The organism is Micromonospora sp. NPDC047620, from assembly GCF_043205005.1.
Taxonomy (GTDB): domain Bacteria; phylum Actinomycetota; class Actinomycetes; order Mycobacteriales; family Micromonosporaceae; genus Micromonospora.
This window is the reverse complement of record NZ_JBIDDG010000047.1, coordinates 22235-40935: the sequence shown is the minus strand read 5'-3', so window position 1 is coordinate 40935 and position 18701 is coordinate 22235. Positions and strand designations below refer to the sequence as shown.

Sequence of the window (18701 nt, the reverse complement as noted above, 5' to 3'; positions counted from 1 at the left end):
CTGACGATGCCCAAACGTCAACACACCCGGCGCGGCCACCAACACCCCCCAGCACAACCAAGATCAGTTGCACTGAACCCTAGAAACCGCCCCGAACGGGCGGGCAACAACTTCATGATCAACGGGGCCAAGGGGGCGGGAGGGTCAGGAGTCGCGGGTGGGGGTTTCGGCCGCGGTGCGGAGGTTGGGGGCGCTCGCCGGCTCGGCGATGCCGCCCGGGGACTCGGCGAAGGCGGGGTCGTGGGCGGTCTCCGCGGCGACCAGCGGCTGGTCGGGCGGCATGACGTCGGGCACCTTGGGCACCACGATCACCGCCGTGCCGTACGCGCAGATCTCCATCCACATCTCGCCGCAGTCGCGGCTGTCGAAGCGCATCCCCACCACGGCGTTCGCACCGAGGCGGCGGGCCTCCTCGCCGAGCCGGGCCACCGAGTCGGTACGCCACCGGGTCAGGTTGTCCGGCGCCATCGGGTCGTACGCGCCGCCGCGCAGGTTCTTGACCCCCTCGCGGTACGGGTTCCGCGTCCTGGCCATCGACGACACCACTTCGCCGAGGATCTGGCGGATCTCGTACCCGGGTAGTTGCTCCGTCGTCACGACCAGCACGTTTCCGATGCTGTCAGGGCGACCCCGCACCCGATCGCGAGCCTTGTTCACCTGATCGGATGCTGCAAAACGGCGCGGCGCGGACGGGCGGCGCGTGGCCGGCCATCCGCGCCGCCCGGGCGCTAACCGTCAGACACCGGCCACCGAGGTGATCCAGGCCCGGTTGTACGCGACACTGCCGTAGTTCTGGATGCTGTAGCCGTCGGCGGTCGAGGCGACGCCGACCTGGCGGCCGTTGTAGAACTGCGGGCCGCCCGAGTCGCCCCGCCACGCGTTGCCGGTGATCCGCGTGCTCCGGATCGCCTGGCCGCCGTACGCGTCGGTGGCGCTGTTGCTGGTCACCTGGACGCTCGCGGTCTTCAGCTGGCTGGCGGCGGAGCAGCCGCTGTAGCAGGTCATGCCCCAGCCGTAGATCGAGTTGGTGGAGCCGATCGGCGGGTTGCTGCTGGCCAGCGTGACGTATGAGGTGCTCACCGAGCTGGACAGGCGCATCAGGGCCAGGTCGTAGCGGCTGTAGCTGGCGCTCACCGTGCGGGTGACCCCGCCGGAGGAGCGGTAGACGCTGCCGACCCGGACGGACATGGTGCCGCCGAGGCAGTGCCGGGCGGTGAGCACCCACTCCGGCGCGATGATCGTGCCGGAGCAGGTGAACGATCCGTTGCTGAACACCGCGGCGGCCCACGGGGCGGACGAGACGCTCCCGCCGCCGATGATGGGCTGTGGGCCCGCCGGGGCGGCGAGGGCGCCGGAGCTGGCGCCGAGCAGGCCGGCCGCTGCGGTGGCCAGCACTGCGATCATGGATCGGATGCGCATGGGGGCTCCTTCGGGGATGGGCCCGGGGTCACCGGGTCGAGCTGTCGGCCGGCGGGCTGGGTGGCCCGGCGACCGGGCACGTCCGATCGACGTACGACGATGTACGGTAGGGCTCCTGAGATGTCGTTCACAAGAGGTCCATTGAAATACATCAATGAGGAGGATGGTCCGTAGGTCGGTGGCGGCGGGCATCCCGGCGGCCGGAGTGGGGCGAAACGGGCTGGTCGGCAACGGAAACGCATCGGGATCGCAACGAACCCGTATCGGTCCGCGGCCTCCGCGCCGGGAATGCCGATCGCTGCCTGAACTGCGTCCGGCCGGTGCGTCCAGGGCCGTATCTGCCAGGTAGGCTGGCTGCGCTCGCCCGTTGTGGGTCGGCACCCAACTGCGTACACAGTCAGGAGTGCCCAGTGCCTCGCGTCGTCGTCGACGTCATGCTCAAGCCCGAGATCCTCGATCCGCAGGGCCAGGCCGTCGCAAACGCGCTGCCCCGGCTCGGCGTCAGCGACGTCGCCTCGGTTCGGATCGGCAGGCGGATCGAGATCGAGTTCACCGGTGAACCGGACCTGGACCGGGCCCGGGAGATCGCCGACAAACTGCTCGCCAACCCGGTCATCGAGGACTTCACCGTCCGCCTGGTCGAGGCCGACGAGACCGCGGACGCCCGCTCGTGACCGCCCGGGTCGGTGTGGTCACGTTCCCCGGCTCGCTTGACGACGGGGACGCGGCCCGGGCCGTCCGCATCGCGGGCGCCGAACCGGTCCGCCTCTGGCACGGTGACCCGCGGCTGCACGGGGTGGACGCCGTCGTCCTGCCCGGCGGCTTCTCCTACGGCGACTACCTGCGCTGCGGGGCCATCGCCCGGTTCGCCCCGGTGATGGAGACGATCGTGGACGCGGCCCGGGGCGGCCTGCCGGTGCTCGGCATCTGCAACGGCTTCCAGATCCTCTGCGAGGCCCACCTGCTGCCCGGGGCTCTCACCCGCAACCAGCACCTGCACTTCCGCAACCGGGACCAGGTCCTGCGCGTCGAGTCGGTCGGCACCGCGTGGACGAACGCGTTCCAGCCCGGCCAGGAGGTGCTGATCCCGGTCAAGAACGGCGAGGGCTGCTACGTCGCCGACACCGCGACGCTCGACCAGCTCGAAGCCGAGGGTCGGGTGGTCGCCCGCTACGTCGGCGGCAACCCCAACGGGTCGCAGCGGGACATCGCCGCGATCACGAACCCCGCCGGCAACGTGGTCGGCATCATGCCGCATCCCGAGCACGCCGTGGAGGCGCTCACCGGCCCCTCCCTGGACGGCCTCGGCTTCTTCACCTCGGTGCTCAAGCACCTGGTGGGGGCGCCAGCGTGAGCGTGAGGAGCGAGCCGGGTCTGCGAGCCCCGCAGTCGCGAACGAAGAGCGGGGCGGTGACCGTGCGCGGCGGCACCATCGGTCGGCTCACCCGCCCGCAGGGCGGCCCTGAGCGCAGCGAGGAGAGGTCATGACCAGCCATCCGGACGAGGTACGGGAGACCCCGGAGGCCTTCCCGGCCGCCCCGGCGCAGCCGGTGGAGCCGCGCCCGGCCGCCGTCGCGCCGCCGGCCGCGCCCACCGCGCCGGCGGCGGCCGACTGGGCGGCCGGCCTGGACACCGTGCCGCACGCCGTGGACACCCCCGGTGAGCTGCAGCCGTACGCCGAGCTGGGGCTCCGCGACGACGAGTACGACCGGATCCGGCACATCCTCGGCCGCCGGCCCACGCAGGCCGAGCTGGCCATGTACTCGATCATGTGGAGCGAGCACTGCTCCTACAAGTCGAGCAAGGTGCACCTGCGCCAGTTCGGGGAGAAGGCCCCGCCGAGCGACCGGCTGCTCGCCGGCATCGGCGAGAACGCCGGCGTGGTGCAGGTCTCCGACGAGCTGGCGGTGACCTTCAAGGTCGAGTCGCACAACCACCCCAGCTTCGTCGAGCCCTACCAGGGCGCGGCCACCGGCGTCGGCGGCATCGTCCGGGACATCCTGGCCATGGGCGCCCGCCCGGTCGCGGTGATGGACCCGCTGCGCTTCGGCGCGGCCGACCACCCCGACACCGCCCGGGTGCTGCCCGGCGTCGTCGCCGGCGTGGGCGGCTACGGCAACTGCCTCGGCCTGCCGAACATCGGCGGCGAGGTCGTATTCGACCCCTGCTACCAGGGCAACCCCCTGGTCAACGCGCTCTGCCTCGGCGTGCTGCCGGTCAACCGCCTGCAGAACAAGGCCGCCGCCGGCCCGGGCAACGTCGTGGTGCTGATGGGCGCCAAGACCGGCCGGGACGGCATCGGCGGCGTGTCGGTGCTGGCGAGCGCCACCTTCGACGAGGGCAGCGAGCAGCGCCGCCCGTCGGTGCAGGTGGGCGACCCGTTCATGGAGAAGCTGCTCATCGAGGCCTGCCTGGAGCTCTACGACGCACAGCTCGTCGTCGGCATCCAGGACCTCGGCGGCGCCGGCCTGACCTGCGCGCTGACCGAGACCGCCGCGGCGGCCGGCACCGGCATGCGGGTGTGGCTGGAGCGGGTGCCGCTGCGCGAGCCCTCGATGGAGCCGCACGAGATCCTGGCCAGCGAGTCGCAGGAGCGGATGCTGCTGGTCGTCGAGCCGGAGAAGCTCGACGCCGTGCTCAAGACCGCCGAGAAGTGGGGCGTCTGGGCCACCGCGATCGGCGAGGTCACCCCGCCGTCGCCGGACGGCCAGCCGGGCCGGGTGGTGATCACCTGGCGGGACCAGCTCGTGGTCGACGTGCCGCCGGGCTCGCTGGTCGACGACGGCCCGGTCTACGCCCGCCCGATGCGCGAGCCGGCCGACCTGATCCTGCTCCAGGCCGACCGCGCGGAGACGCTGCCCCGGCCGGCCGACCCGGAGGCGCTGCGCGAGACCGTGCTGCGCATGATCGCGTCGCCGAACCTGACCGACAAGACCTGGGTCACCGAGCAGTACGACCGGTACGTGCTGGGCAACACCGTGCTCGCCCAGCCCGAGGACTCCGGCGTGATCCGGATCGACGAGCGGACCGGGCTCGGCGTGGCGCTGTCGGTGGACGGCAACGGCCGGTACGCCCGCCTCGACCCGTACCACGGCACCAGGCTCGCGCTGGCCGAGGCGTACCGGAACGTCGCCGTCACCGGCGCGAAGCCGATCGCCGTCACCAACTGCCTGAACTTCGGCTCGCCGGAGGACCCGGGCGTGATGTGGCAGTTCGCCGAGGCCGTCCGCGGCCTGGCCGACGGCTGCGCCGAGCTGGGCATCCCGGTGACCGGCGGCAACGTCAGCTTCTACAACCAGACCGGCGCGGCGGCCATCCACCCGACCCCGGTGGTCGGCGTGCTCGGCGTGCTCGACGACGTCGCCAACCGGGTGCCGATGGGCTTCGTGCCGCGCCCCGGCGGCGACCACGACCAGCTCTTCCTGCTCGGCGAGACGCACGTGGAGCTCTCCGGCTCGGAGTGGGCGTGGGTCACCCACGAGCACCTCGGCGGCGTACCCCCGCAGGTCGACCTGGCCCACGAGCGGCGGCTGGCGGACCTGCTGGCGGAGGCCGCCCGGGTCGGGCACCTCAGCTCCGCGCACGACCTCTCCGACGGCGGCCTCGCGCAGGGCCTGGTCGAGTCCTGCCTGCGGCGCGGGGTCGGCGCCCGGATCGCGGTGCCGGAGCGGTTCGCCGGCGGCTCGATGCCGTTCGTCTACCTGTTCAGCGAGTCCGCGGGGCGGGTCCTGGCCTCGGTGCCGCGCGGCCACGAGAAGGCGTTCACCGCCCTGTGCGCCGAGCGCGGGGTGCCGTTCGAGCTGATCGGCGTCACCGACCCGGCCGGCGGCGCGCTGGAGGTGCACGGCCAGTTCCGGATCGGCCTGGACGAGCTTCGGGCCGCGCACACCGCCACGCTGCCGCGCCTCTTCGGGGGCTCGGAGGTCGTCCAGGTGCCCGCGCCGGCAGCCGGCGTGGCCGGTGCGGTCGAGGCCGTGCCGCTGCCCGACGCTGAGCGGGCCGAGGTGGCGCCGGTGGACCCGGCGGACGTCGTGTCCGAGCCGATCGCGTCGGCCGGGCCGGTCCCGTCGACCGGTGCCGTGGCACCGGTGGAGGCCGCCGCCCCCGCTCCCGAGGAGCCGGCCGCCGAGGCCGCCGACGGCCCGACCGGGGCCGACGCCGCGTCCGACCCCGACTCCGGTGACACCGAGCAGCCCTCCGCGCCCGATAAGCGCTGAGGCGTTGGCCGCGGCCGTCTACGCCCAACCCGGATCCGGCGCCCGGTTCGACTGGGGGCTGACCGGCGCGGCTGAGCTCGGCCGGGTCTGCGCGGTGCTGGTGGTGGTGGACGTTCTCTCGTTCACCACCGCCGTGGAGGTCGCCGTCGGGCGCGGCATGCGGGTGCACCCGTTCCCGTGGGGGGAGCAGGCGGCCGACTACGCGCGACGGGTCGGCGCGGTCGCCGCGGTGGGCCGCCGGCAGACGACCCCGGAGCATCCGTGGTCGCTCTCGCCGGCGGCGCTGAGCACCGCGCCGGTCGTCGCCGACCTCGTGTTGCCGTCGCCCAACGGCTCGGCGATCAGCGCCGCGGCCAGCGCCACCGGCCTGCCGGTGGTCGCGGCCTGCCTGCGCAACGCGCGCGCCGTCGGGCGCTGGCTGCGCCGTCACGGGTACGGCTCGACGGACGCCCCGATCGGCGTGGTCGCCTCCGGCGAGCGCTGGCCGGACGGTTCGCTGCGCCCCGCTGTGGAGGACCAGCTCGGGGCGGCCAGCGTGCTGGACGCCCTCTCCGGGGTGACCGGCGGTCTCTCCGTGGAGGCGGCCATGGCGCTTGCCGCGCTCGCCAGCACCCCCGACGTCCCCGCCGCGGTACGCGGCAGCGTGTCGGGCCGCGAGTTGGTCGAGGGCGGCTTCGCCCAGGACGTGGAGGTCGCCGTCCGGGTCGGCGTCTCGGACGTGGTCCCGGTGCTGCGCCAGGGCGTCTTCTCGGCCGCCTGACGGTTCGCCGACGCCCGCCCGCCGGCCGCGCGCGCCCGCCCGCCGGCCGCGCGCGCCCTGCCGCCTGCCGGCCGCGCGTCCTGTCACCTGACGACCGCCCGCGCCCTGCCGCCCGCCGGGACCGCGCGGCGGCGTGCCGCCCGGGCGTCCGCTCACCCGCGTCTGCCGGGCTGTCGTCGCCTCAGCAGACCGAGTGACGGCGCCGCGCGCCACACAGCGGCGAGGGCCGCCCGGGGATCCCGGACGGCCCTCGCCGTGGTGCGCTGTCGTCTTCCGCTGTACCCGTGCGGTCAGTCGTCCAGCCAGTCCAGCCGGCGACCGCCCCGGTCCTGCTGCGGCGGGCCGTCCGGGCGGCCGCGCCCGGCCTGCGGGTCGTCGTAGCCGCCGCCCTGCTGGCCGTAGCCGCGGTCGTCGTAGCCGCCGCCGCGCTGCTGCGGGGGCTCCTGGCCGTAGCTACCCTGCTGGCCGTAGCCGCGGTCGTCGTAGCCGCCGCCGCGTTGCTGCGGGGGCTCCTGGCCGTAGCTACCCTGCTGGCCGTAGCCACCCTGGTCGTACGAGGTGGGCTGGTCGTAGCCGCCCTGGCCGTAGCCACCGCCGCGTTGCTGCGGGGGCTCCTGGCCGTAGCCGGGGCCGTCGTAGCTGCCGCGCTGCTGGTCGTAGCCGCCGCGCTGGTCGAAGCCGCCGGTCGGCTCGCCGCCCCGCCCGTACGGCGCGGTCTCGGACCGGCCGTAGCCCTGGCCCTGCTCCGGCTGGTAGACGCCCGTCGCGTAGGGATCGGCCGGGGCCGGGTACTGGGTGGGCTCGCCGGTGTAGCGGCCGGTCGGCTCGTCGTAGCGGTCGCCGTAGCCTCGGCCGCCTCCGGCTCCCGCCGAGTAGCCGGCGGCACCCGCGGCACCTGCGGCGCCCGCCGCGCCGGCCGGAGCGCCGTAGTCGTGGCCGCCGTAGCCACCGCCCGAGGCGGGGGCGTTGCCGTAGCCGCCACCGGAGGCGGGGGCGTTGCCGTAGCCGTCACCGGAGGCGGGGGCGTTGCCGTAGCCGTCACCGGAGGCGGGGGCGTTGCCGTAGCCGCCGGCACCGTAGCCGCCCGAGCCGGCGGGCTCGTCGCCGTAGCCGTTGCCGGCCCAGCCCTGCCCCGCGCCTGCCGCGCCGTAGGGCTGCGGGGGCGCGCCATACGGGTCCGGCGGCACGTCGTCGACCACGGGGCGGTGCATCATCGTCGGGGCGTCGCTGAGCGAGGTGCCGCCGACCATCGTCGGGTCCGGCCCGGCGCCTGCCCGGTTGACCACCCGGGTCTGGTCGTCCGCGCCAGCGCCCCGGTACGCCCCACGCGCCGCCGGGACCGCGCCCGCAGCAGCGGCGCCCGCCGTGGCGTCGTCGCCCTCGTCGCCGTTGTCCTTGCGCCGCATCCAGAGCAGCACGATGGTGCCGACACCCGCGGCGACGAGCAGGCCGCCGAGCAGGATGATCAGCCAGGAGCCCATGCCGCCGGAGTCCTCGTTGCTGGCGTTGGCCGCCGCGCCCGGGCTCGCCTCGGTGCTCTCCCCGTCGGTCTCGTCGAGCGCCTCGTCCGTGGGAAGCGGCTCGTCGGTGGCCGAGGGGGTGGCGCTCGGGGTCGTCTCGACCTTGATCGCCAGGGCGATGCGCTGGCCGGTGATGCTCTGGCCGGCGCTCGCGTCGAAGCTCTTGGTGGCGTACACCTCGCCGACGTTGGCGCCGACGGCGAGCCGGCCCGGCACGATCGGCTTATCGGTGGTGCCGGTGAAGCGGAAGTTGCCGCTGTCGTCGCTGACCGTGTCCCGCGTGTTGCCAGCGCCGTCCTTGAGCATCACCACGGCGTTCGGCACGGCCTTGCCGTTCGCCTGGGCGACCACCTTGCCGGAGACAACCCGGACGGTCTGCGCCTCCTGCGGACCACGAACCGTGAAGCTGCGGTCCGCGTTGCCGGACTCGCCGTTGACGGAGGCACTGATCTGGACGCTGCCGGGCTTCGTCTGACCTGCGGCGACGTTGTCAGCCAGCAGCGTGACGGTGAAGCTCTTGTTGCCGCCGGCGTCGATCTTCTCGCTGAACTCGCAGCGGCCGTCGCACTTGACCGCACCGGATGTGGTGACCTTGATCTCAGCGGAGTCGGAACCGTTGCCCACAGGCGGCCTGGCGTTGTTGTTCGCCACGACGAAGGACAGGCTTACCCGGTCTCCGGCGTTCAGCGTCGAGGGAGACGAGCCGATCTGCACGCTCGGTGGGGCGGCCAGGGCTGGTGTGGCGGGGACAGCGAGCAGAGCGCCGACAACCAGCGCCACGACCACACCGGCCCGCTGCTTCCAGGCACGTCGGTGTGTTGACACGTCCACCGCCTTCCGGGCTGACTTCCCTCGACCGGCGGGGCGCCGGGCCGGGGATCATCACGGTACGAATACGCCGTCGGCAACTATGCCTTGTCTGACCGGATCGGCGCGACCCAGGGCCAGCGTGTGACGCACTGCGTTCGGGTCGTATCGTCCCGTCGTGTCCTCTCCGCACATAAAGTCCGCCGCGGTCGCGGCGGCGTTGTCGGCGCTCGACGAGGGGCGTACGCCCGAACGGCCGGTCCTCCGAGATGCGGTCCGTGCCCTCTTGACCGTCCTCGCGGAGCGCGCCCCCGGCCGATCGGTCGAGGTGCGTGTCCCACCTTACGGCGCAGTTCAGTGCATTCCCGGGCCTCGACACACCCGCGGCACCCCGCCGAATGTCGTGGAGATGGATCCGGCGACCTGGCTGGCGGTGGCGACCGGGCGGCTCGACTGGGCCGAGGCGATCACCCAGGGTCGCGTGCGGGTGAGCGGAATCCGGGCCGATCTCTCCGAGCACCTGCCCCTCTAGCTGCGGCGACGTGTGGCCGGCTGGTGACGCTCGGGAGCCATATCGTGACTTTCTGTGTCGACGCGGATTCGCGTACACTGTCAGGCGACGACAGTGGTCCCGGCCGAGGAGTGCGAATCCCGCCCCCCGCGTGGTTCGCCAGGCCGGTCCAGACCAGCATGAGGGAGCGCAGGTGCCCCGAGGCGACGGCCGGCTGAGCCACGACCTTGATCCCCAACGACCAGGCCCCCAGGACGCGTGTGGCGTCTTCGGTGTCTGGGCGCCCGGGGAGGAGGTCGCAAACCTCACCTACTTCGGGCTATACGCCCTCCAGCACCGTGGCCAGGAGGCCGCCGGCATCGCGGTGAGCGACGGCTCCGGCGTCGTGGTCTACAAGGACCTCGGCCTGGTCGCCCAGGTCTTCGACGAGCCGACCCTGGCCAGCCTGCGCGGGCACGTGGCGATCGGCCACGCCCGCTACTCCACCACCGGCGGTTCGACCTGGGAGAACGCCCAGCCGACCATCCGGTCCACCAGCTCCGGCACCACGATCGCGCTGGCGCACAACGGCAACCTGGTCAACACGGCCGACCTCCAGCGCGAGGTCACCGAGCGGGGCCAGGTCGCCGACGGCTCGACCAACGACACCTCCCTGGTGACGATGTTGTTGGCCAGCCGCCCCGACCTGTCGGTGGAGGCGGCCGCGCTGGAGGTGCTGCCGCAGCTGCGCGGCGCGTTCAGCTTCGTTTTCATGGACGAGTCGACCCTCTACGCGGCCCGCGACCCGCACGGCGTACGCCCGCTGGTGCTGGGCCGGCTGGAGCGCGGCTGGGTGGTGGCGAGCGAGACCGCCGCCCTGGACATCGTCGGCGCGAGCGTGGTCCGCGAGGTCGAGCCCGGCGAGCTGATCGCGATCGACGAGGACGGCCTGCGTTCCAGCCGGTTCGCCGCCCCGGAGCCGAAGGGCTGCCTCTTCGAGTACGTCTACATCGCGCGTCCGGACGCCACGATCGCCGGCCGCAACGTGCACGCGGCCCGGGTGCAGATCGGTCGCCAGTTGGCCAAGGAGCACCCGGTCGAGGCCGACCTGGTCATCCCGGTGCCGGAGTCCGGCACTCCGGCCGCGATCGGCTACGCCGAGGAGTCCGGGATCACCTACGGCGCCGGCCTGATGAAGAACCCGTACGTCGGGCGCACCTTCATCCAGCCGTCGCAGACCCTGCGCCAGCTCGGCATCCGGCTCAAGCTCAACCCGCTGCGGGCGAACGTCCGGGGCAAGCGGCTGGTCGTGGTCGACGACTCGATCGTGCGCGGCAACACCCAGCGGGCGATCGTGCGGATGCTGCGCGAGGCCGGCGCGCTGGAGGTGCACGTGCGCATCTCCTCGCCGCCGGTCAAGTGGCCGTGCTTCTACGGCATCGACTTCGCGACCCGGGCCGAGTTGCTGGCCAACGGGCTGGACACCGAGGGCGTCCGCCGCTCGATCGGCGCCGACACGCTCGGCTACGTGTCCCTCTCCGGCCTGATCGCCGCCACCGAGCAGCCGAAGACCCGGCTGTGCCGCGCGTGCTTCGACGGGGAATACCCGATCGACCTGCCCGCCGGCAACCTGATCGGCAAGCACGTGCTCGAGGGGGTGGGCCGGCGGGTCGCCGCGGCGCCTGACGCTCCCGAGCACACCACCCCTCCGCTCGTCGCCACTCCGGGCGGCGCGACAACACACCGCCCGTAGCACCGCCCGGCGCGGCCGGTCACCGCCGGCGCGGCGCCAGAACCACAAAGGGGAGAACCGTGACGCACGTGTCCGAGCGCAGCGGCGCAGGAAGCAGCCCGACCGGCGCCGGCGGCGACCGTCAGCCCTGGACGGCCGGCACCGGCCGGCCGGCGCGCAAACGGTCGGTCTCGTACGCGGACGCCGGGGTCTCGATCGAGGCGGGCGACCGGGCGGTCGAGCTGCTGAAGTCGAAGGTGAAGCAGACCCGGCGCCCGGAGGTGATGGGCGACCTGGGTGGCTTCGCCGGGCTGTTCCGGCTGGACACGAAGAAGTACAAGAACCCGATCCTGGCCTCGTCCACCGACGGCGTCGGCACCAAGCTGGTGATCGCGCAGCAGATGGACATCCACGACACGGTCGGCATCGACCTCGTCGCGATGGTCGTCGACGACCTGGTCGCCTGCGGCGCCGAGCCGCTCTTCCTGCTCGACTACATCGCCACCGGCGAGGTCGTGCCGGACAAGGTCGCCGAGATCGGCGCCGGCATCGCCGACGGCTGCCGGTACGCGGGCTGCGCCCTGCTGGGCGGCGAGACCGCCGAGCACCCCGGCGTGCTCCGCCCGGACGAGTACGACATCTCCGCGACCGGCGTCGGGGTGGTGGAGGAGGCCGACATCCTCAGCCCGGAGCGGGTCGAGGTGGGCGACGTGGTCATCGCGATGCGCTCCTCCGGCCTGCACTCCAACGGCTACTCCCTGGTCCGGCACGTGCTGCTGGGCGCCGGCCGGATGCGGCTCGACGTGGTGATCGACGACTTCGGCCGGCAGCGCACCCTCGGCGAGGAACTGCTCACCCCGACCAAGATCTACGCGCAGGACTGCCTCAAGCTGATCGCCGAGGCCGAGGTGCGGTCCATCGCCCACGTCACGGGCGGCGGCATCCCCGGCAACCTCGTGCGGGTGCTTCCCGAGCACGTCGACGCGGTGGTCAACCGGTCCACCTGGAAGCCGCAGCCGATCTTCGACCTCATCCAGACCAAGGGGCGGATCGAGGACCCGGAGATGGAGGCGACGTTCAACATGGGCGTCGGCATGTTCGCGATCGTCTCCGCCGAGGACGCTGACCGTGCGCTGGCCACGCTGACCGGCCGTGGCGTCGACGCGTGGCAGGCCGGCGAGATCATCGAGGGCTCCGGCAACGTGCAGATGATCGGGCAGCACACCCGGGGATGATGATCACGTTCCGGTGACCGTACGGGCATCTGATCAGGGCTTCACCCGAGTGGCCGTCGCCGCCTAGCCTGAGGGGCACCCTCAATGCTGTCGGGGCAACCCCCTCACCGGGGTCCCGACAGCCCTTCAGGCGCGGAGGAGGGCAATGGCTGCTCGGGGACAGTCGTTCAGCGGGATGCGCGGCCTGGCCGCTGTCCCCTCGTACGTCGTGATGCAGCCGACCACCCTGTGCAACCTGGACTGCGCCTACTGCTACCTGCCGTTCCGGGGGGTCGACCGGCGGATGCCGGTGCCGGTGGCCGAGGCGGTGGCCGCGTCGGTCAACCCGTGGGCGGCGGCGGGCCGCTTCTCGGTGGTGTGGCACGGCGGGGAGCCGCTTGCCGCCGGCCGGGAGCATCTCGCCGCGTTGATCGCGCCCTTCGGGCCCGAGGTCGAGCACCACGTGCAGACCAACGCCACGCTGGTCGACGACGCGTGGTGCGCGTTCTTCACCGAGCACCGGGTGCGGGTGAGCGTGAGCGTGGACGGCCCGCGGGAGCGCAACGGCGACCGGGTCACCCGGGCCGGCGGGCCGGCGTACGACCGGATCGTGCGCGGGGTGGCGGCGCTGCGCCGGCACGGGCTGCCGTTCTCGGCGCTGGCGGTGGTGGGCCGCCCGGAGCCGGGCCTCGCCACCGAGCTGTACGACTACTTCCTCGGCCTGGGGTGTGACGTGCTCGGCGTCAACATCGAGGAGACCGAGGGGGTCAACCTCCGCGACAACTCCCACGACGCCCGGGCGGTGACCGCGTTCTGGGCGGAACTGGTGGCGGCCTGGCGGCGGGAGCCCCGGATCCACCTGCGCGAGGTCGAGTGGTCGTTGCGGTACGCCGCCGCCGTGCTGGACGGCACCGCCGACGACGTGCTGCCCCGGCGGCTGGACCCGATCCCGACCGTCGGCCACGACGGCTCGGTGACGGTGCTCTCGCCCGAGCTGGCCGGCTTCACCGACGTCCGGTATGGCGACTTCAGCAGCGGCAACGTGCTGACCACGCCGCTGGCCGACATCCTCGCCCACGCGGGCCGGACGCCCTGGGTCGGTGAGTTCCTCGCCGGCGTCGAGGCGTGCCGTACGTCCTGCCCCTATTTCGGTTTCTGCGGCGGCGGCCACGCCGCCAACCGCTACTTCGAGCTGGGGCGTTTCGACGGTACGGAGACCGCGCACTGCCGCAACAGCAAGATCCACCTACTGGAGGGAGTGTTGGAGCATGCCCGAGACCACCAGTCACCGGCAGCCTGAGCGTGGGGTGGACGCCGCCACGGGCCAGATCGCCGATCGGGTGCGGGACGCCGCGCCGGGACTCACCGCTCTGCTCCACGAGGCCGAGGCCGCGCGGCGACTACGGGCGGAGGTGGCGGGCGGCGACGGCGCGAGCGCCGTCTGCGCCTGGAACCACTTCGAGAACATCCCGACGTTCTACAACTGGAACAACCGGCCCCGCTGAGGCGGCCACACCGGGATCAGGGACCTGCCGAGCAGCCGGAGTCGCCTCCGGGACGGCATGGTCCCTGATCGTCGGTGTTGGCGCCGCTCCGGATGGGCACATGCGTGAGCACGCGGGGGATTACCGCGTGCTCAGCTGCGACCGGAGGTCAGCGGGTCGGACGTACCCAGGGATCCGGGTCTTCGTCCGCGTGATCCTCATCGTCGTCGTCGACATACTCTTTGTAGTCGTCGTCGAAGTTGTGCTCAGACTTACCAGCACCCGCCAACTCGCGCTGCAAGGCGGTGAGGTCGGTGTTCGGGGAGTGGTACTTCAACTCCCGCGCCACCTTCGTCTGCTTGGCCTTAGCACGGCCGCGCCCCATGGCTCGACCCCCTCGCACAGAATGCGGGGCAGCCCGAAGGCGGGCCCCGATGACGTCAGGCATCTCTCGTGGCTCTTACGGTACATGGGGATGCCATCGTTCGGCACCTCGGGTTACCGTCGACCGGTGCCGCGCGTCGCGGTCATCCAGCCGTCACCGATTGTACCGGGTAAGGAGCGATGCCGGGAGCGCCCGTGACACCGGACAAAGCCCGACGAAATCAGCTTAACGGCGCGCTTCGGCGCGGCGGCGCCGGAGGCGGAACCGGGCCGGCCCCGCCTCCGTGACGCTCATCGCAGATGGATCGTGCGCAGCCGGCCGACGTCGGCCATCCGCCGCTCCGCGAGCCGGTCCGCCGCCACCGCCGGGGGCACGCCCTCGGCGTCGGCGAGCTGGAGGATCTCCCGGGTGGTGTCGTAGATCCGGGTCGCGCGCAGCTTGGCCCGCTCGAAGTTGAAGCCCTCGATCTCGTCGGCCACCTGGATCACGCCGCCGGCGTTCACCACGTAGTCCGGGGCGTAGAGGATGCCGCGGTCGGCCAGCAGCTTCTCGATGCCCGGGTGGGCGAGCTGGTTGTTCGCCGCGCCGGTGACCACCTTTGCGCGCAGCGCCGGCACCGTGTCGTCGTTGAGCGCGCCGCCGAGCGCGCACGGGGCGTACACGTCGATGTCGGCGGCGACCAGCGCGGCGGCGTCGTCGACGAGCGCGACCTGCGGGTGGGTGGTGCGCGCCCACTCCAGGGCCTTCGGGTTGACGTCGGTCGCCACCACCTCGGCGCCGTCGTCGAGCAGGTGGCCGACCAGGTACTTGCCGACCTTGCCCAGGCCGGCCACGCCGACCCGCCTGCCGGCCAGGGTCGGGGCGCCCCAGACGTGCTCCGCGGCGGCCCGCATGCCCTGGAACACGCCCCAGGAGGTCAGGACCGAGGAGTCGCCGGCGCCGCCGTGCTCGACGCTGCGGCCGGTGACGTACGACGTCTCCCGGGCGATCACGTCCATGTCGGCCACGTAGGTGCCGACGTCGCAGGCGGTGTAGTAACGCCCGGCGAGGGACTCCACGAAGCGGCCGTACGCGCGCAGCAGCGCCTCGCTCTTGACCCGCTCGGGGTCACCCCAGATGACCGCCTTGCCGCCGCCGAGGTCCAGCCCGGCCAGGGCGTTCTTGTACGCCATGCCCCGGGACAGGTCGAGCACGTCGGCGAGGGCGGCCTCCTCGCTCGCGTACGGGTAGAACCGGGTGCCGCCGAGCGCGGGGCCGAGCGCGGTGGAGTAGATCCCGATGATCGCCTTCAGGCCGGACTGCTTGTCCTGGCAGAACACGACCTGTTCGTGACCGGTGGATCCCGGGTCGTCGTTGCTGGCGAATACGCCCATGAGTAGCTCCTGGTGTGGGGGTGCGTCCTTGTGGGACGCGGACCTGTGGACGCCGGCGGGATGCTGCCGGTGCCGCTGAGCCTAGTATCGGCCGACGCCGTCCGACCGCCCACGGCGCGCGTGATCGCAGCGCAGACGACGGTCGGGTTCCGATTCGTGGGAGGATCGCGCCGTGCCGTCGCTCTTCGCTTCTTACCTGCGCGTGTACGAGCCCCTGACCGCTTTCGACCGGGACCGCCAGACGTACTGGCGCCGCTACGTCGAGCAGGGGCGGGCGGTGGCCCCCGTGGAGGGGCCCAGCCGGCAACGGACGTCCGTGATCGAGGCGCTCGGCGCGGGCTGGACGCGGCTGCCCGACCTGCCGGACGAGGCGTACGTGCTGGAGGCCGACGACACGCTGCTGGTCTGCCCGTGGAACCTGCGCATCCGGGTGGCCGAGGCGGCGCTGAGCGCGCGCGACGGCGTGCCGCCGGTGCTGGCCGACGCGTTCGTGCCGCCGGTGCTCGCCGGGCAGGCCAAGGCGGTGGTGGAGGACTGGCGCAGCGGGGCGCGGGTGCTGGAGCACGGCGTGCCCCGGCTGCACGAGCAGATCGCGACGTGGGGTGTGCCGCTGCGCTGGTTCGTGCTCTTCGACCCGGAGGAGCGGCACCACGTGACCCGTCCGGGCCGGCGGGCGCTGCGCTTCCGGACGGAGATCTCGAAGGCGCGGCGCCGGTCGTCGCGGGCACTGTCGGTGCTGCGCAAGTCTGTCGGCGACGCGCCGATCACGGAGGCGGTCGAGGAGGCCGCCCGCTGGCTGGAGGAGTTCCACCCCCGCTCGATGGTGGAGCTGGACTACGGCGGCCTGGTCGACCTGCTCTCCGACGAGACGCTGGCCGCCGACGACTCGCCCGAGCTGGTGGCGAGCGGGCTCGCCGGGCTGTCCCGGGGCGAGGCCGAGGAGGCCTCGGCGGCGTACGACAAGCTGGTCGCGCGGTGGCGCGCGGTGCAGCTGCTGGAACGGTGCAACTGACGACAATTCGCCCAGGCGGGGCCGCGAAGGCGAGGCGTCCTCGTAGTTGACGCATCACGAACCGTGATCATGAGTCCGAATAAGGTACTTTCTGCCGTGTAAAAGTCGCATAAATCGGGCATGGTTCATCCGTCCGTCTAGGGACGTTCGGCCGTTCGGCCCATGTCGGACATCGGGGACTAGCCGGACCATGGGAGACGCGTCGGCCGGCGGGACCCCGGCCGATGTCTATACATGTGGAGGAGTGACCGATGGCATCGCGAACGCACGAACCAGAGCCGCTACTCACGCCGGCCGAGGTGGCGTCGATGTTCCGTGTCGACCCGAAGACGGTGACCCGGTGGGCCAAGGCTGGCAAGCTCAGCGCCATCCGCACGCTGGGGGGCCACCGCCGGTACCGCGAGTCGGAGGTCAGGGCCCTGCTGCAGGGGCAGATCCCCCAGCAGCGCCAGGGGGACTGACGGCCGGAAGTCAAACAGGTGTGCACGAAGGGCGGCGGACACGGTCCGCCGCCCTTCGTCGTGTCGGGCCCGGCCGGTCGGCGCCCGCGCGGCCGGACCGGTCGCGCATGTCGGCCGCACCGGCGCCCCGGCCGCCGCAGGGCGGCGCGCGGGTCAGTCGCCGCCCGACGGCCGGCCGGCGAGCGAGACCCGGATGCCGACCGTGCCGCCCTCGCCCCGGCGCAACCGGCTGCCGAGCAGGCTGAGCCGCCCGATCATCCGGTACTTCCGCTTGATCAGGTCGCGGACCCGTCGGGTGTCGGCCGGGCCGCAGAGCGTCGCGTGGGCGGGCACCGCCTCGCCGTGCGGGCGGCCCCGGACGTCGCACGGCGCGACCGTGACGTCGCCGCTGCGCCGGATCCGCTTCACCTTGCCGGAATCCGCCGCCGACCACACCGCCAGCGCGTCGCCGTCGCGGACCGCCCAAACCGGCGTCGGCACCGCCCGCCCGTCCTTGCGGAACGTCGTCAGCAGGATGTATTTCTCCGCGGCGAGGCGGTCCAGTGTGGCCACCTCGCCAGGATACGGCCGCTGCGGCTGACTGACCGGCCGGATAGCGTGAAGCCGTGACGGTGGAACCACGGATCGGTGACGTCTTCGGCGAGATGCTGCGCGACGCGCTCGCCGTCGCCACCGGCATCGGCCCCCGGCCGCTGGCCGGCGGGCGGCTGCCACGGCCGGTCATCGAGATCATCGAGCGGGACGACGGGCTGATCAACGGCGCGCCCGCCGCACACTACCTGGACGGCCCGGCCGACTGGCAGCCGTACGACCGCCGGGCGGTGGACCGGGTCGAGGGCGCCACCCTGGACGTCGGGGTCGGGGCGGGCCGGATCGCGCTGCTGCTCCAGGAACGGGGCGTGCCGGTCACCGGGCTGGACACCTCGGCCGGCGCGCTGGCCGTCTGCCGCCGCCGGGGCGTACGCGAGCTGGTGCACGGGACGGTCGACTCGCACGTCGCCGACGGCCGGCGCTACGACACCTTCCTGCTGCTCGGCAACAACGTCGGGCTGCTGGAGGGGCGGGAGCGGGCCCCCGCCCTGCTGGCGGCGCTCGCCGCGCTGGCCCGGCCGGGCGCGCGGGTCATCGCGCAGGGCACCGACCCGTACGGCACCCGGGACCCGCTGCACACGGGCTACCACGAGCGCAACCGGCGCCGGGGCCGGCTCGGCGGGCAGCTCCGGCTCCGCCTGCGCTACCGGGAGCTGGGCACCGAGTGGTTCGACTACCTGGTCTGCTCGCCCGACGAACTCGCCGAGCTGGTCCGGGGCACCGCCTGGCGACTGACCGACGTGGACGATCACGACGCCCCGTACTACCTGGCCACCCTGCGCCTGGCCGGCTGACGCCCGGGGCCCGCCGCGCGGCGGCACCCCGGACGACCGGCGTACGTTCTCAGACCTGGACGGTCGGGGGGAGCTGCTCGGGCGGGAGGCCGCCGTCGCCGTCGACCACCTCGTCCGGGGTGCCGTCCTCGTCGAGGTCGACCATCGTGACGTCCACCCTGCCGTCGTGGTCGGTGTCGAACTGGAACAGGTCGGGCCTGCCGTCCCCGTCGGTGTCGGCCACCCAGACGTCGGTGCGGCCGTCGTTGTTGGTGTCCGCGCGCAGCAGGTCGACCCGCTCGTCCCCACGGGTCTCCACCGTCTCCGCCGCGCCCGCACTGTCCACGGTCTCCGGTGCCTGGCTCATCTCGGTTCGTCCTTCCCTCGGTTGACGGCCGTCGTACCCGATCCGCGCCGCCCCCACGCATGTGGGGGCGAGCACCGCTGCATAGGGTCGGCCCAT

General features: G+C 73.1%; 18 protein-coding genes and 1 pseudogene. 12 read left to right on the top strand and 7 right to left on the bottom strand.

Features of this window, described 5'->3' with window-relative positions:
- Window positions 1-144: 144 nt before the first annotated feature.
- Window positions 145-712, bottom strand: a pseudogene (locus ACGF5C_RS32710) (YbjQ family protein).
- A 23-nt stretch (window positions 713-735) separates the two neighbouring features.
- Window positions 736-1419 (bottom strand): S1 family peptidase, encoded by a 684-nt coding sequence (locus ACGF5C_RS32705; RefSeq protein WP_393307936.1) that lies wholly within the window; start codon window positions 1417-1419, stop codon window positions 736-738.
- A gap of 410 nt (window positions 1420-1829) precedes the next feature.
- Here ACGF5C_RS32705 and purS point away from each other — a divergent pair, with 410 nt between their 5' ends.
- The 4 genes from purS to ACGF5C_RS32685 all read left to right on the top strand — a co-directional run bounded on the left by purS (window position 1830) and on the right by ACGF5C_RS32685 (window position 6396).
- Entirely contained in the window at window positions 1830-2093 is a 264-nt protein-coding gene (gene purS / locus ACGF5C_RS32700) for a phosphoribosylformylglycinamidine synthase subunit PurS (RefSeq protein ID WP_030332194.1), read from the top strand.
- Window positions 2090-2773, top strand: a complete 684-nt coding sequence (gene purQ, locus ACGF5C_RS32695) for a phosphoribosylformylglycinamidine synthase subunit PurQ (protein WP_393307934.1) — start codon at window positions 2090-2092, stop codon at window positions 2771-2773. The genes purS and purQ overlap by 4 nt, the downstream gene beginning before the upstream one ends.
- 130 nt (window positions 2774-2903) lie before the next feature.
- Window positions 2904-5636 (top strand): phosphoribosylformylglycinamidine synthase subunit PurL, encoded by a 2733-nt coding sequence (gene purL, locus ACGF5C_RS32690; RefSeq protein WP_393307932.1) that lies wholly within the window; start codon window positions 2904-2906, stop codon window positions 5634-5636.
- 4 nt (window positions 5637-5640) lie between these two features.
- The gene (locus ACGF5C_RS32685; protein ID WP_363703791.1) at window positions 5641-6396 is read left to right on the top strand and encodes a 2-phosphosulfolactate phosphatase; all 756 of its coding nucleotides are present in this window, start codon (window positions 5641-5643) and stop codon (window positions 6394-6396) included.
- Between the two features lie 290 nt (window positions 6397-6686).
- On the opposite strand, the gene ACGF5C_RS32680 is transcribed toward ACGF5C_RS32685, so the two are convergent.
- Window positions 6687-8741, bottom strand: a complete 2055-nt coding sequence (locus ACGF5C_RS32680) for a hypothetical protein (RefSeq protein WP_393307930.1) — start codon at window positions 8739-8741, stop codon at window positions 6687-6689.
- A 160-nt stretch (window positions 8742-8901) separates the two neighbouring features.
- Here ACGF5C_RS32680 and ACGF5C_RS32675 point away from each other — a divergent pair, with 160 nt between their 5' ends.
- From ACGF5C_RS32675 to amcA, 5 genes are all read left to right on the top strand, one after another.
- Window positions 8902-9255, top strand: coding sequence for a sterol carrier family protein (locus ACGF5C_RS32675; RefSeq protein WP_357693540.1), 354 nt, complete (start codon window positions 8902-8904; stop codon window positions 9253-9255).
- Window positions 9256-9427: 172 nt separating this feature from the next.
- Complete coding sequence (gene purF, locus ACGF5C_RS32670; protein ID WP_393307928.1) at window positions 9428-10966, top strand: amidophosphoribosyltransferase; 1539 nt, start codon at window positions 9428-9430, stop codon at window positions 10964-10966.
- A 59-nt stretch (window positions 10967-11025) separates the two neighbouring features.
- Window positions 11026-12180: a phosphoribosylformylglycinamidine cyclo-ligase gene (gene purM, locus ACGF5C_RS32665; RefSeq protein ID WP_350702130.1), complete on the top strand. Its 1155-nt coding sequence runs from the start codon at window positions 11026-11028 to the stop codon at window positions 12178-12180.
- A 175-nt stretch (window positions 12181-12355) separates the two neighbouring features.
- The gene (gene amcB, locus ACGF5C_RS32660; protein WP_393307938.1) at window positions 12356-13459 is read left to right on the top strand and encodes a cyclophane-forming radical SAM peptide maturase AmcB; all 1104 of its coding nucleotides are present in this window, start codon (window positions 12356-12358) and stop codon (window positions 13457-13459) included.
- Window positions 13428-13664: a multiple cyclophane-containing RiPP AmcA gene (gene amcA, locus ACGF5C_RS32655; protein ID WP_393307926.1), complete on the top strand. Its 237-nt coding sequence runs from the start codon at window positions 13428-13430 to the stop codon at window positions 13662-13664. Before amcB ends, amcA begins: the two co-directional genes overlap by 32 nt.
- A gap of 148 nt (window positions 13665-13812) precedes the next feature.
- Here amcA and ACGF5C_RS32650 read toward each other — a convergent pair whose 3' ends face one another.
- Both ACGF5C_RS32650 and ACGF5C_RS32645 read right to left on the bottom strand, forming a co-directional pair.
- On the bottom strand, window positions 13813-14028 hold the full coding sequence (locus ACGF5C_RS32650) for a DUF3073 domain-containing protein (protein ID WP_091099829.1): 216 nt from the start codon (window positions 14026-14028) through the stop codon (window positions 13813-13815).
- A gap of 290 nt (window positions 14029-14318) precedes the next feature.
- The gene (locus tag ACGF5C_RS32645) at window positions 14319-15401 is read right to left on the bottom strand and encodes a Glu/Leu/Phe/Val dehydrogenase (RefSeq protein ID WP_393307924.1); all 1083 of its coding nucleotides are present in this window, start codon (window positions 15399-15401) and stop codon (window positions 14319-14321) included.
- Window positions 15402-15573: 172 nt separating this feature from the next.
- Between ACGF5C_RS32645 and ACGF5C_RS32640 the strand changes: the two genes are divergently transcribed.
- Entirely contained in the window at window positions 15574-16413 is an 840-nt protein-coding gene (locus ACGF5C_RS32640; protein WP_393307922.1) for a hypothetical protein, read from the top strand.
- A gap of 251 nt (window positions 16414-16664) precedes the next feature.
- Window positions 16665-16874 (top strand): BldC family transcriptional regulator, encoded by a 210-nt coding sequence (locus tag ACGF5C_RS32635; RefSeq protein ID WP_007073996.1) that lies wholly within the window; start codon window positions 16665-16667, stop codon window positions 16872-16874.
- 153 nt (window positions 16875-17027) lie between these two features.
- Here the strand turns inward: ACGF5C_RS32635 and ACGF5C_RS32630 are convergent, their stop codons facing one another.
- Window positions 17028-17426: a PPOX class F420-dependent oxidoreductase gene (locus ACGF5C_RS32630; RefSeq protein WP_350702123.1), complete on the bottom strand. Its 399-nt coding sequence runs from the start codon at window positions 17424-17426 to the stop codon at window positions 17028-17030.
- 53 nt (window positions 17427-17479) lie between these two features.
- On the opposite strand from ACGF5C_RS32630, the gene ACGF5C_RS32625 reads away from it, so the two are divergent.
- A complete protein-coding gene (locus ACGF5C_RS32625) occupies window positions 17480-18259 on the top strand; it encodes a class I SAM-dependent methyltransferase (protein WP_393307920.1) in 780 nt (259 codons plus the stop codon).
- A gap of 49 nt (window positions 18260-18308) precedes the next feature.
- Here the strand turns inward: ACGF5C_RS32625 and ACGF5C_RS32620 are convergent, their stop codons facing one another.
- Complete coding sequence (locus ACGF5C_RS32620; protein ID WP_363702376.1) at window positions 18309-18605, bottom strand: hypothetical protein; 297 nt, start codon at window positions 18603-18605, stop codon at window positions 18309-18311.
- Between the last annotated feature and the right edge of the window lie 96 nt (window positions 18606-18701).

What these genes read in the sequence shown, in the direction of transcription:
- ACGF5C_RS32620 (WP_363702376.1), bottom strand. Translation starts at nt 18,605, where the DNA reads ATGAGCCAGGCACCGGAGACCGTGGACAGTGCGGGCGCGGCGGAGACG.
- amcB (WP_393307938.1), top strand. Translation starts at nt 12,356, where the DNA reads ATGCGCGGCCTGGCCGCTGTCCCCTCGTACGTCGTGATGCAGCCGACC.
- ACGF5C_RS32705 (WP_393307936.1), bottom strand. Translation starts at nt 1,419, where the DNA reads ATGCGCATCCGATCCATGATCGCAGTGCTGGCCACCGCAGCGGCCGGC.
- purL (WP_393307932.1), top strand. Translation starts at nt 2,904, where the DNA reads ATGACCAGCCATCCGGACGAGGTACGGGAGACCCCGGAGGCCTTCCCG.
- ACGF5C_RS32635 (WP_007073996.1), top strand. Translation starts at nt 16,665, where the DNA reads ATGGCATCGCGAACGCACGAACCAGAGCCGCTACTCACGCCGGCCGAG.
- ACGF5C_RS32645 (WP_393307924.1), bottom strand. Translation starts at nt 15,401, where the DNA reads ATGGGCGTATTCGCCAGCAACGACGACCCGGGATCCACCGGTCACGAA.
- ACGF5C_RS32650 (WP_091099829.1), bottom strand. Translation starts at nt 14,028, where the DNA reads ATGGGGCGCGGCCGTGCTAAGGCCAAGCAGACGAAGGTGGCGCGGGAG.
- amcA (WP_393307926.1), top strand. Translation starts at nt 13,428, where the DNA reads ATGCCCGAGACCACCAGTCACCGGCAGCCTGAGCGTGGGGTGGACGCC.